At 59.2% G+C, this 13,032-nt stretch carries 11 protein-coding genes and 1 pseudogene; 9 read left to right on the top strand and 3 right to left on the bottom strand.

Annotated elements, in window-relative coordinates; translation table 11 throughout:
* Positions 1-63: 63 nt before the first annotated feature.
* Positions 64-1,263 (top strand): MFS transporter, encoded by a 1,200-nt coding sequence (locus PF1751_RS14685; RefSeq protein ID WP_010210076.1) that lies wholly within the window; start codon positions 64-66, stop codon positions 1,261-1,263.
* Here the strand turns inward: PF1751_RS14685 and PF1751_RS14690 are convergent.
* Positions 1,219-1,821 (bottom strand): MiaE family protein, encoded by a 603-nt coding sequence (locus tag PF1751_RS14690; RefSeq protein WP_010210074.1) that lies wholly within the window; start codon positions 1,819-1,821, stop codon positions 1,219-1,221. The genes PF1751_RS14685 and PF1751_RS14690 overlap by 45 nt on opposite strands.
* Before the next feature lie 151 nt (positions 1,822-1,972).
* On the opposite strand from PF1751_RS14690, the gene PF1751_RS14695 reads away from it, so the two are divergent.
* On the top strand, positions 1,973-2,836 hold the full coding sequence (locus PF1751_RS14695) for a universal stress protein (RefSeq protein ID WP_010210073.1): 864 nt from the start codon (positions 1,973-1,975) through the stop codon (positions 2,834-2,836).
* Positions 2,837-2,967: 131 nt separating this feature from the next.
* Here PF1751_RS14695 and PF1751_RS14700 read toward each other — a convergent pair whose 3' ends face one another.
* Positions 2,968-3,441, bottom strand: a complete 474-nt coding sequence (locus PF1751_RS14700) for a DUF1289 domain-containing protein (RefSeq protein ID WP_044287276.1) — start codon at positions 3,439-3,441, stop codon at positions 2,968-2,970.
* 397 nt (positions 3,442-3,838) lie between these two features.
* On the opposite strand from PF1751_RS14700, the gene acnB reads away from it, so the two are divergent.
* On the top strand, positions 3,839-6,448 hold the full coding sequence (acnB, locus tag PF1751_RS14705) for a bifunctional aconitate hydratase 2/2-methylisocitrate dehydratase (protein ID WP_010210070.1): 2,610 nt from the start codon (positions 3,839-3,841) through the stop codon (positions 6,446-6,448).
* Positions 6,449-6,658: 210 nt separating this feature from the next.
* On the opposite strand, the gene PF1751_RS14710 is transcribed toward acnB, so the two are convergent.
* Positions 6,659-7,936 (bottom strand): HAAAP family serine/threonine permease, encoded by a 1,278-nt coding sequence (locus PF1751_RS14710; RefSeq protein WP_010210068.1) that lies wholly within the window; start codon positions 7,934-7,936, stop codon positions 6,659-6,661.
* Between the two features lie 494 nt (positions 7,937-8,430).
* On the opposite strand from PF1751_RS14710, the pseudogene PF1751_RS28900 reads away from it, so the two are divergent.
* From PF1751_RS28900 to PF1751_RS14740, 6 genes and pseudogenes are all read left to right on the top strand, one after another.
* Positions 8,431-8,886, top strand: a pseudogene (locus tag PF1751_RS28900) (DUF4822 domain-containing protein).
* A gap of 44 nt (positions 8,887-8,930) precedes the next feature.
* Positions 8,931-9,374, top strand: coding sequence for a hypothetical protein (locus tag PF1751_RS14720; RefSeq protein WP_010210064.1), 444 nt, complete (start codon positions 8,931-8,933; stop codon positions 9,372-9,374).
* Between the two features lie 151 nt (positions 9,375-9,525).
* The gene (locus PF1751_RS14725) at positions 9,526-10,119 is read left to right on the top strand and encodes a TetR/AcrR family transcriptional regulator (RefSeq protein ID WP_010210063.1); all 594 of its coding nucleotides are present in this window, start codon (positions 9,526-9,528) and stop codon (positions 10,117-10,119) included.
* 184 nt (positions 10,120-10,303) lie between these two features.
* On the top strand, positions 10,304-10,828 hold the full coding sequence (locus PF1751_RS14730) for a cysteine hydrolase family protein (RefSeq protein WP_044287277.1): 525 nt from the start codon (positions 10,304-10,306) through the stop codon (positions 10,826-10,828).
* A gap of 53 nt (positions 10,829-10,881) precedes the next feature.
* On the top strand, positions 10,882-11,835 hold the full coding sequence (locus PF1751_RS14735) for a 2-hydroxyacid dehydrogenase (RefSeq protein ID WP_010210060.1): 954 nt from the start codon (positions 10,882-10,884) through the stop codon (positions 11,833-11,835).
* Between the two features lie 129 nt (positions 11,836-11,964).
* Positions 11,965-13,032, top strand: a complete 1,068-nt coding sequence (locus PF1751_RS14740; protein ID WP_010210058.1) for a phosphotransferase family protein — start codon at positions 11,965-11,967, stop codon at positions 13,030-13,032.

Here is a 13,032-nt window from a genome sequence, read left to right on the forward strand (position 1 = left end):
TCATGTTTTTAAGAGTTTTTAACAAATAACCTGCAATCTTTAACGCCAACCACAGGGAGTTGTATGCGCAAGGATTACCTGGCGTTCTTTGTTTCGCTGTTCTTGTCGCGGCTGGCCGACCAGATTCTGCTGTTTATCGTGCCCTTGATCGTGTTCCAGACTACCCAGAGCGTGGCTTGGGCTGGACTTGCATTCTTTGTCGAGTCGCTGCCGCGTTATCTCGCGTTCCCGGTGTGTGGCGCATTGTGCGACAAGTTCGCGCCGGTGCGCATCCTGCATATCAGCCAGGTTTGCCGGGCGCTGGCTTGCGGGGTGGCCGTGGTTTTGTACGGGGTCTTCGACGGTATCCTCTGGATCGTGCTGCTCTCGGCGCTCTGCGGCGTGTTGACCACCCAGGGCATCATGGCGCGGGAAGTGCTGATGCCTCATGTCTTCCCCCACTACAGCTATGCCAAGACACTTTCCTATTCACAGATTGCTGACCAGAGCGGGCTGGTGCTCGGGCCATTGGTGGCCGCGCTGATGCTGGAAGTGTGGGCCTGGTATTGGGTCGTACTCGGGGTGGCCGGGCTGTTCTTATTGGCCGACCTGGCGATGCGGGCGTGGCAACGCTCCAGCACGACACAGCTGGAAACGTTCGAGCAGCATCGGGATATCTGGCTGCAGCCACTGAAGATTGCCTTCGGGCATATCCGCAGCCTGCCGGAACTGAAGCGGATCATTACGCTGGCCGTGGGCGTCAACTTGATCATTGGTGTCACGCTGGCCACATCTGCGGCGATGGTGACCGGCCAATTTGCGCAAGACAAGGACACCTATGCCCTGCTGCAGGCAGCCGGCGCCTTGGTGACCATCGGGATTCTGTTTTACCTGGCGCGGGCCGGGCTCCCGCTGAGGGTGCTGGGCGGGTTGTCGTATTCGATGATTGCGGTAGGTGCAGTGATCATGGCGATCAGCCCCGGCATATGGCTATACGCCGTGGGCTTCCTGCTGGTCACCGGTTTCGACAAGATGTTCAACGTCTACCTGCGCAGCACCCGTCAGCGGGTGATTCCCGTGCAGGACTTCGGCAAGACCGTGGGCGTGATCACCTTGCTCAACAACCTGCCGCAACCTTTGGCAGGCTTGGCGATAGCAGTGTTGGCAGCACCGCTGGGTACACAGCCGGTGATCCTGCTGCTCGCCGGAATCACCGCGCTGATCGGCGCGGCCGTGGCCTCAGGCTGGCACGCCACTGTGAAAGCGGAACTCGATGTCGGGTGACTCGATCAGTTCCTGCTCGGCCGCCCTCACCCGCTCGATCACCTGGGCGACGTCCTTGGCGTCGCCGTATTGGTAGGCCAGCTTGAGGTAACCCTGGAAGTGCCGCGCCTCGCTTTTCAGCAGGCCGAAGTAAAACTTGCCGAGTTCTTCGTCCAAATGCGGCACCAAGGCTTCGAAACGCTCACAACTGCGCGCTTCGATAAAAGCGCCCACCACCAGGGTGTCCACCAGCTTGACAGGTTCATGGGTGCGCACCACTTTGCGCAAACCCGAGGCATACCGACCAGCATTCAATTGGCGCAACTCGACTTTGCGCTTTTTCATCAGGCGCATGACTTGTTCGTGGTGCACCAGCTCCTCACGGGCCAGGCGCGACATCATGTTGATCAGGTCCACATGGCTGTAGTACTTGGCGATCAGGCTCAGGGCGGTGCTGGCGGCTTTGAATTCGCAGTTCTTGTGGTCGATCAGCAGGGTGTCCTGATCGGCCAGCGCGGCCTGGACCCAGGCGTCAGGGGTGCGGCAACCGAGGAATTCGTGGATGTCTGGCAGGTTCATCGGGCTCACGGGCAAAAGGATCACAAAAGGCCGGCGATTATACCGACCCCGCCGCAGACCACCAGCCACCGGCCTTGATGTGCATCAACATGAAGTCTGCCGTGCAGCAACTATAGTTGTTCCAGGCCCACCCTTTTTGGAGATCCCGACCATGCAAGCCATCCGCAGCATCCTGGTGGTCATCGAGCCCGAGCATTCGGAAAGCCTGGCCCTCAAGCGTGCCAAGCTGATCGCCGGGGTCACCGGCGCGCACCTGCATTTGCTGGTCTGCGACAAGAAGCACGAGCACTCGGCGCTGCTGGCCCTGCTCAAGTCGGGTTTGCACGAAGACGGATACAGCGTCAGCACCGAGCAGGCCTGGAATGCCAGCCTGCATGAAACCATTATCGACGTGCAGCAGGCGGAGGGTTGCGGGCTGGTGATCAAGCAACACTTCCCCGACAGTCCATTGAAAAAGGCGCTGCTGACGCCTGCCGACTGGAAGTTGCTGCGCTATTGCCCTACAGCGGTGCTGCTGGTCAAGACCGCCAAGCCATGGACCGGCGGGGTGATTTTGGCGGCCATCGATGTCGGCAATACCGATGGCGAGCACCGCTCTCTGCACAACGCGATCATTGACCATGGTTTTGATATCGCCAGCTTGGCCAAGGCGCAATTGCATGTGATCAGCGCCCATCCGTCGCCGATGTTGTCGGCGGCGGACCCGACGTTTCAGCTCAAGGAAACCATCGAGGCGCGTTATCGCGAGCAATGCAAGGCGTTCCAGGCAGAGTTTGATGTGGACGACTCACACTTGCACATTGAGGAAGGCCCGGCGGATGTGCTGATCCCGTTCGCTGCCCATAAGTGGCAGGCAGCCGTGACAATTATCGGTACGGTGGCGCGCACCGGGATTACCGGGGCGCTGATCGGCAATACGGCGGAGGTGATACTGGATGCCGTGGAAAGCGATGTGCTGGTGCTCAAGCCCGACACGCTGATGGATCAGCTGGGAGAACTGGCTACCAAGGCCTGACGGGGTCTTCCGAACGACTGCGATCAACTTTGTGGGAGCGGGCTTGCTCGCGAATGCGGTGGTTCAGTAAATTATTCATTCACTGACACACCGCATTCGCGAACAAGCCCGCTCCCACATTGGGTTGCGCGTTATCCGTTGGAAAATACATCTTTGAGAAAGTTTGGCGCGATATAGCGCTGGTAGTGCGCCTCTGACAGGATAAAAAACTCCCGATCAATGGCATCACGCAGGTCCGGCAAGGACCAGTCGCGAAATTCCGGCAACAGCACCATGCCGTAAGCCTCCAAGTTGGAAATCACCCGCGCACCACGGGCGATCAACTGGTATGCCCAGCAATACTCGGACTGGTGCGGCACGAAGCGAATCTTGCGCTGCTCCAGCTGGCCGCGCAGGGTCTTGGGGTCGAACACCTCCAGCTTGCCGGCCATCACCTGCACCAACAGTTGCTCCAAGCGTAGCCAGACCGCGCGTTTTTCCTCTTCGTTATAGCCATTCCACTGGATCACTTCGTGGTGGAAGCGCTTGCAGCCACGGCACACGAGATCGCCGTAGACCGTGGAGCACAGGCCGACGCAGGGGGTCTTGATGGTTTGGTTGGACATGGGCAACGACACGCAAATCAGCGAAACAATGCGCCATGTTAGCCCTTTGTCTAAGCGTGATCACCCTTCAAACTTGGTGAGGCAACTTACCTTTAGAAATTTTTTGCCGTAGAATCATCCGGCCTTGTAAGGCGCCAATAATCCGCTGGAAGCTGTTTTCAAAGCGTCACGAGCACAGTCGTTCCTTCAGAACGGTGTTGGCGATGGTCCATGACTCGGTAGGTCAGAGCCCTCGCCAACCCTCATCAGCTCCGTTCTGCAGGCGTAAAACTTTGAAAGCAGCTTCTGTGAGGAATGCCGGCAGCGCTGGCTTTGCGGCCCAAAAAGCCCCTGAGCGCATGCGTGCCGTTCATTTCTGGATGAGCGTCCCGTGGGACCACTGATGAGGGTAATAACTGTGCTTGAAGCCTACCGCAAACATATCGAAGAGCGTGCAGCCCTGGGTATTGTTCCCCAGCCGCTTAACGCCGAACAAACCGCAGGCCTGGTCGAGCTGCTGAAAAATCCTCCGGCTGGCGAAGAAGAATTCCTCGTTGACCTGATCACCAACCGCATTCCACCAGGCGTTGACGAAGCTGCCTACGTCAAGGCCGGTTTCCTGTCTGCCCTGGCCAAGGGCGAAGCCACTTCCCCCCTGATCGACAAGAAACGCGCCGTTGAACTGCTTGGCACTATGCAAGGCGGCTACAACATCGTGACCCTGGTTGAGCTGCTGGACGACGCCGCACTGGCTCCGGTCGCCGCCGCCCAACTCAAGCACACCCTGCTGATGTTCGATGCGTTCCACGACGTGGCTGAAAAAGCCAGGAACGGCAACGAACACGCCAAAGCCGTGATCCAGTCCTGGGCCGACGGCGAGTGGTTCCGCAACCGCCCTACCCTGGCCGACAAGATCAGCCTGCGCGTCTTCAAGGTCACCGGCGAAACCAACACCGACGACCTGTCCCCGGCTCCTGATGCCTGGTCCCGTCCTGACATCCCGCTGCACGCCCTGGCCATGCTGAAAATGGCCCGTGAAGGCATCGTGCCGGATGAGCAAGGCAAGACCGGCCCGATGAAGCAGATCGAAGAGATGCGCGGCCAAGGCTTCCCGATCGCCTACGTCGGTGACGTGGTCGGTACCGGTTCCTCGCGTAAATCCGCGACCAACTCCGTACTGTGGTTCTTCGGCGACGACGTGCCTTACGTGCCGAACAAGCGCGCCGGCGGCTTCTGCTTCGGCAGCAAGATCGCTCCAATCTTCTACAACACCATGGAAGATGCTGGCGCACTGCCAATCGAGTTCGACGTTACCAACATGAACATGGGCGACGTGATCGACCTGTACCCGCATGCTGGCAAAGTCTGCAAGCACGGTACCGATGAAGTCATCACCACCTTCGAAATGAAGACCCCGGTGCTGTTGGACGAAGTCCGCGCCGGCGGCCGTATCCCGCTGATCATCGGTCGCGGCCTGACCGACAAGGCCCGTGCCGAGCTGGGCCTGGGCCCAACCGATCTGTTCAAGCTGCCGGAAGCGCCTGTCGACACCGGCAAAGGCTTCACCCTGGCACAGAAAATGGTCGGCAAGGCCTGCGGTCTGCCAGAAGGCAAAGGCGTTCGTCCTGGCACCTACTGCGAACCGAAGATGACCACCGTGGGTTCCCAGGACACCACCGGTCCGATGACCCGTGACGAACTGAAAGACCTGGCGTGCCTGGGCTTCTCGACCGATCTGGTGATGCAGTCGTTCTGCCACACCGCGGCCTATCCAAAGCCGATCGACGTGACCACCCACCACACCCTGCCTGACTTCATCATGACCCGTGGCGGTGTATCCCTGCGTCCAGGCGACGGCATCATCCACAGTTGGCTGAACCGCATGCTGCTGCCGGATACCGTCGGCACCGGTGGTGACTCCCACACCCGTTTCCCGATGGGCATCTCGTTCCCGGCCGGTTCCGGTCTGGTCGCGTTCGCCGCAGCCACTGGCGTCATGCCACTGGACATGCCGGAATCGATCCTGGTGCGTTTCAAAGGCAAAATGAAACCTGGCATCACCCTGCGTGACCTGGTTCATGCCATTCCTTACTACGCGATCCAGTCGGGTCTGCTGACCGTAGAGAAGAAAGGCAAGAAGAACGCCTTCTCCGGCCGCATCCTGGAAATCGAAGGCCTGAACGACCTGACGCTGGAGCAGGCTTTCGAGCTGTCCGACGCCTCGGCTGAACGTTCGGCTGCCGGTTGCACCATCAAGCTGTCGAAAGAGTCGATCACCGAGTACCTGAACTCCAACATCACCCTGCTGCGCTGGATGATCGGTGAAGGCTACGGTGACCCACGTACCCTGGAACGTCGCGCCCAAGCGATGGAAGCCTGGGTCAAGAACCCTGAGCTGATGGAAGCCGATGCCGACGCGGAATACGCTGAAATCATCGAAATCGACTTGGCCGAGATCAACGAGCCGATCCTCTGCGCACCGAACGATCCGGACGATGCCCGTCTGCTGTCGAGCGTTGCCGGCGAGAAGATCGACGAAGTGTTCATCGGTTCGTGCATGACCAACATCGGTCACTTCCGCGCGGCCGGTAAGCTGCTGGAGCAAGTCAAGGGCCAGCTGCCTACCCGTCTGTGGCTGTCGCCTCCGACCAAGATGGACGCTCACCAACTGACCGAAGAAGGCTACTACGGCATCTACGGCAAGGCTGGCGCGCGCATGGAAATGCCGGGCTGCTCGCTGTGCATGGGTAACCAGGCACGTGTAGAACCGAACTCGACCGTTGTGTCGACGTCGACCCGTAACTTCCCGAACCGTCTGGGTGACGGCGCTAACGTCTACCTGGCTTCGGCCGAGCTGGCGGCAGTAGCTTCTACCCTGGGTCGCCTGCCGACCGTCGAAGAGTACATGGGCTACGCAGCGAAACTGGACACCATGGCCAGTGACGTCTACCGCTACCTGAACTTCGACCAGATCGCTGAGTTCCGCAAGATCGCCGCAAGCGCCAACATCCCGGTGATTCAAGCCTAAGGGTGTGTTGACATAAAAAACGCCGCGTATCGCAAGGTACGCGGCGTTTTTTTATGCCTGCAAAACAGCATCGGCAACACCCTAAACCAACTGTGGGAGCGGGCTTGCCCGCGAATGCGGTGTATCAGTGATGTGGCTGATACACCGCATTCGCGAGCAAGCCCGCTCCCACATTTTTAACCCTGCGCAGTCGGATAGACCGCATCAGGCTCAAGCAAAAAGCGAATAAACCACTGCAGTGATCGCCACCAGACCAACCGCCGTGACAAACACATTGGACGCCTGCCCACGGTACTTGGCCATGGCCGGCACCTTGCGGATGGCATACATCGGCATCAGGAACAGGATCGAAGCAATGATCGGACCGCCCAGCGCCTCAATCATGCCGAGAATGCTTGGGTTCAATGTCGCCACAATCCAGCACACCACCAGCATGAAGGCGGCGGTCATGCGATCCAGGCGCTTCGCACCCGGACGACGACCCGTCTTCAACACCAGGCCCTTGAGGCCTTCACTGGCACCGATGTAATGCCCCAGGAACGACTTGGTAATCGCCACAAACGCGATCAAGGGGGCTGCGAACTCGATGGTCGGGTTATTGAAGTGGTTGGCCAGGTACGACAGGATCGACAGGTTCTGTGCCTTCGCCTCGGCCAGTTGCGCCGGCGACAGGGTCAGCACGCAGCTGAACACGAAGAACAGCACCATCACCACCATCAACAGATGCGCGCGGGACAGGATCTGCGAGCTGCGCTCATCGGCATGGATACCGTACTGGCGCTTCTGGTCCACCGCGAAGGCCGAGATGATCGGCGAGTGGTTGAACGAGAACACCATCACCGGGATCGCCAGCCACAAGGTGTTAAGCAGCGCGGACGGCGTCGGGACCTGACTGGCGGTGCTGAGGATGCCGCCATTCCAGTGCGGGATCAGGTAAACCGCCAGGAACAGCAAGGCGACGATAAACGGGTACACCATCAAGCTCATGGCCTTGACGATCACTTGCTCGCCGCAACGCACCACGGCCAGCAGGCCGAGGATCAGCACGAACGACAGGATCGCCCGTGGCGGCGGCATGATGTGCAGTTGATGCTCCATGAAGCTGCCGACCGTGTTGGTCAACGCGACGCTGTAGATCAGCAGGATCGGGAAGATCGCGAAGAAGTACAGCAACGTGATCAGCGCGCCGGCCTTGATGCCGAAATGTTCTTCGACAACGTCAGTGATGTCCGAGCCTTCACGGCCAGACAGCACGAAACGGGTCAGACCACGGTGGGCGAAGAAGGTCATCGGGAACGCCAGCAGCGCAAGGATTACCAGGGGCCAGAAGCCGCCCAGGCCGGCGTTGATCGGCAGGAACAAGGTACCGGCGCCAATAGCGGTGCCGAACAGGCCAAGCATCCAGGTGGTGTCCTGGCGGCTCCAGCTCGTGAGGGTTGCAGGTGTCGTTGCATAGCGTTCGTCGACGCTATTGGCCTGATCATTCATCCGGTCGGATCTCCGCATTTACATAGCCGGGACGAGTCAGAAAAACCTGACAGGCAGCGCCCCGACCATAGAAGGGCCGTGATTGTCCGGGATTCTCTTGAATAAGCAAAGACTTAGCTGAGGAACGGTGTACCGGTGCAGGCGCTCTAGGGCCGCCATAAGCGAAGGTTGCGGGCATGCCAACACCATTTGGCGCGAGCGGAAAGTGCTCTTCACGGCTGCACCCAAGTCGTCGCGTTTAAACTGAACTTGGCCTATTTAGAGAATCGGCCTACAACCCAATCAGACGCAAATAGCTATCCAACTAAAATAATAAGCAAAGTGCGGCGTTAATTGTTACACAACCCTACATAGTCATTGAGCAACCACCCACGCTGAAACTAATATCACCCGCAGCAGACCCCACAAAAAAAACAATGTCGCTTATTGAAAACAACAGGAATTCGACAATGCGAAGATTTAAATGTGTGCTCATCAGTCTGTTACTCTCATGCATGTTCAGCGCGCACGCCAATAGTGCAGAACAGCTGGAACCTGAAGCGGACATTCAAGCGCTGGCCTCTTCTGCGCAATGGTTGACCACCAAAGTCTATGTTGAGGGGGAACCGGACAAAGACGTCAAGGCCAACTACCCCGGCGTCGTTGGCATATAAATGTGGGATCCACTGCGCAATCGCTATGAATTCTTCTACACCGACACCGGCCGTTCAAAGCATGCCGATGGCGGCGGCGGGTATTTCATGGTCACGGGAGACCGCAAGACCCATATCCTGTTCCCTGATCTCGGCCCGAACAGAACAATCGTCAGGCGCCTGGAGAAACTTGATAACCGTGAATTCACTTACTCTCGCGAAGTACCGCGCAACATGATCCCCACGCAACCGCCCGTACGCATCTATGTCGTGCACGCCCCCTATAAAGGTCCAATCAAGACCGCCATGTCGAATTAATCAAACATCGCCAATACAAACAACAATGAGCAAGGTGCCCAACCATGAATAAACGTAACCCTCTCCATTTATTGTTATTACCTGCACTACTGGCCGCCGCGCTATTGCCAGTTTCAGCGACTGCACAAACCGCTGTTGCGCTGAATGAAAAGACTACGCCCATCACTGCCGATAACGCCGTCATGTTGACCGTGTTTCTTAAACATGATCAATCCCGCCCCTTGGGCGAGTTAAAAACGCAACTGGCCAGGCAAGCGTTCCACGCGGTATTTCCACCGCCCGGGGTGGAAGTACTGAGTTGGAACATCACCATGGGCATTGGACAGGTCGTCGTGCTCCGTCTCCCGGCCTCGCGCCTGGCAGAGGTCAACCTGGCAATCGAAAACAGCGCGTGGGGGGTGTACACCACGGAATTTTTTCCTACCTACAATTTCATGCCTATTGCACAGGCAGAGCAAGACAAGGCGCGACGCAGCGCCCAACAGTGATCGCCTGACAGCGGTTGCGCCCCAATGCGCAAAAGGGGCGCAACGGAGCGGCCTCTCGGGAATAATACATGCCCGCATAAATCTATTTAAGAATGGCACCCATTCCTGTAGTTTTCATACAGCACCCGCCCTTCTTCCTGTGAGCCATACCATGCCTCGCGTTTCACGCAAACAAGCCGAACTCAACCGCGAAATCATCGTCGAGGCCGCCACGCACCTATTTCGCGAACGCGGCTTGCACGGTATCAGCCTGTCGGACGTCATGGCTGCAGCCGGCCTGACCCACGGCGGTTTCTACGGGCACTTCGCCTCCAAGGAAGCCCTCGCCACCGAAGCTTGCCAGCAGGCATTCGAGCAAGCGAACTTGGGCTGGCAGGCAAAAATCGATCGCAGCGTAGATCAGCAGGCGGCCCGTGAGGCCGTGATGGGGCCTTATTTGACCGCCACCCATCGCGATAACCCCGGAGACGGCTGCCCAGTGTCGGCATTCGCCCCGGACATGTGCCATGAGCCCGCCGACACGGCCTTGCAACATACGTTTATCGAAGGCGTCGAAAAGTCGCTGGATATATTCGCGCAGTTGCACGATGAAGACCGCCAGGCCCTGCTCGCAAAGTACGCAATGATGATCGGAGCAGTGACACTGGCACGTGCGACACGTGGCAATGACCTGTCGGATGAATTCCTGATTGCTGCACGAAAGGCCCTGTTACCCGTTGACAGCCCTTCACCCGTCCCAGCATGATCGGCCCATGAACCTTATCCAGCTCGCCCTCACCCGTACCACCACCACGACCGCTTCCGGCGGGTCGCGCGGTGGCTGTGAGTGCTTGAGCTAGACACTTCACAGATTCAACCCAAGGCCCCGCCAGCAATGGACGGGGCCTTTTTATTGCTCCGCCCATGTGGCAATCACAAGGAGCAACACCATGGCTGACGCCCTGCTGATCATCGACATGCAAACCGGTTTATACGACGGTCCGGAAAAACCCTTCGAGCGCGAACGCGTACTCGCCACCCTCAACCAATTGATAGCACGCGCGCGCGATGCCGGCGCCCCGATCTTCGTGGCTCGCCACACCGGCCCGGCCGGCTCACCGATTGAAGCCGGCAGCCCGCTCTGGCAGCTGTGGCATGAACTGGAGGTAGACGAATCCCGCGATCACCTGTTCAACAAGACCCGCCCCAGTTGCTTCCTGGGCACGGACCTGGAACAGCAATTGAGAGCTGCGCGGGTCAACGAGCTGGTGATTGCAGGCATGAAAACCCAGTTCTGCATCGACACCACCTGCCGGGTCGCCGTGGAACTGGGGTTTTCGGTGGTACTGCCAGAAGGCGGTCATACCTGCATGGACACGCCGGCGCTGAAGGCCGAGGCGATTATCGAACACCACAATGCCACCCTGGCCGGCGCGTTTGTGACGCGTGCAAGCGCCGTCGAGATCAGCTTCTGAGCGCTCAAATACGGCATACTCAGCCCCTCAAACCCTTCAGGAAGAGCCTTCCGATGACCGCCACTGTTCTGGTCCTGGTTGAAACCATCAATGAATACCTGCCCATCATCGAGGGCAACGACTTTCATGTGATTCTGGCACCGACACCCGCCGAACGCGCCGAAGCCATCAAGGCCCACGGCAGCCAGATCAAGGCCGTGCTGACCCGTGGCCCGCTGGGCTTGTACGCCGAGGAAATCGCCGCCCTGCCCCAGTTGGAAATCATCTGCGTGATCGGTGCCGGCTACGAACACGTAGACCTGCAAGCCGCCAGCAATCGCGGGATCGTCGTGACCAATGGCGCAGGGGTGAATGCGCCATCGGTGGCCGATCACGCCATGGCATTACTGCTCTCGCTGGTGCGCGGCATCCCGCAGACCGACGTCGCCGTACGCCGCGGTGAATGGCCCAAGGTGATGCGCCCGTCCCTGGGCGGCAAGCAACTGGGCATCCTCGGCCTGGGTGCGGTGGGCCTGGAAATCGCCAAGCGTGCGTCCCAGGGCTTCGGCATGGAGGTGAGTTATCACAACCGCCAGCCACGCGACGACGTCGACTACACCTACTGCGCCACGGCGGTGGAACTGGCGCGCACCTCGGATTTCCTGATCCTGGCCACGCCCGGTGGCGCCAGCACGCGCCACCTGATCGATCGCCACGCCTTGGATGCGCTTGGCCCGAACGGCTACCTGGTCAACATCGGCCGTGGCAGCGTAGTGGTGACCGCCGACCTGGTCGCCGCCCTTGAACAACGCCGCATCGGTGGCGCAGCACTGGATGTGTTCGACGACGAACCCCAAGTGCCCGATGCTCTCAAGAAGCTCAGCAATACCGTGCTCACTTCGCATGTGGCCGGCTTGTCGCCAGAGGCCGCCCACGACACTGTGCAGCGCGTGGCCGACAACCTGGTGGAATACTTCGCCGGCCGCCCGGTGCTCACGCCGGTCGCCCTGCCCCCGCCCACTAAATGACCGATCAGGCACGCTGATCATCGTCCAACACGCTAACCTATTAAGCCGCCCCGACCTTGTCGCTGGGCGGTGGTGCGCATTAGATTAGGAAATAGTCCGAGGCCTTTAGAATAAGCAGAAGGGATAAGCATGGCGCTGAACGACCAATCGACCCAGATTCGCCCAGGCGAAGAACTTGATGCCAGCCTGATCGATCCCTACCTCAAGGCCCATATCCCGGGCCTGAGCGGCACGCCCACGATCAGCCAGTTTCCGGGCGGTGCGTCGAACCTGACCTACCTGCTGGAATACCCCGGTCAGGAATTCGTGCTGCGACGCCCACCCTTTGGCCACAAAGCCAAGTCCGCCCATGACATGGGCCGTGAATACCGCATTCTCAACCAGCTCAAAGACGGCTTCCCGTATTGCCCCAAAGCCTACGTGCATTGCACCGACGAGTCGGTGATCGGCGCCGAGTTCTACGTGATGGAGCGCGTCAACGGCATCATCCTGCGCTCCGACCTCCCAGCCGAACTGGGCCTGGACGCAACCAAGACCGAGGCACTCTGCAAGAGTTTTATCGACAAGTTTGTCGAGCTGCATCAGGTCGACTACAGCGCCTGTGGGCTGGGCGACCTGGGTAAACCCGAAGGCTATGTGGCGCGCCAGATCCGTGGCTGGAGCGACCGCTACGAAAAAGCCCTGACCCCCGACGCGCCAAGCTGGGAAACCGTACGCACCTGGCTCAATGACAAGATGCCGGCCGACCACCCGACCTCAAGCATCGTGCACAACGACTACCGCTTCGATAACGTGATTCTTGACCCGCACAACCCGATGCAGATCATCGGCGTGCTGGACTGGGAGCTGACCACCCTCGGCGACCCGCTGATGGACCTGGGCAACACCCTCGCCTACTGGATCGAAGCGGCCGACCCAGCGCCGGTGCAACTTATGCGTCGCCAGCCGAGCAACGCGCCCGGCATGCTCACCCGCCGTCAATTCGTCGACTATTACGCCGAGCGCGCGGGCATCCAGATCGACAACTTCGATTTCTATTACACCTACGGCCTGTTCCGCCTGGCCGGCATCGTGCAGCAGATCTACTACCGCTTCTTCCATGGCCAGACCCAGGACAAACGCTTTGCGCAGTTCATTCACATGAACAAGCTGCTGGAGCAGATGAGCCTGAACGTCATCAGCAAATCGTCCCTTTAA

Origin of the sequence: Pseudomonas simiae (genome assembly GCF_000934565.1) — a bacterium.
Taxonomy (GTDB): domain Bacteria; phylum Pseudomonadota; class Gammaproteobacteria; order Pseudomonadales; family Pseudomonadaceae; genus Aquipseudomonas; species Aquipseudomonas simiae.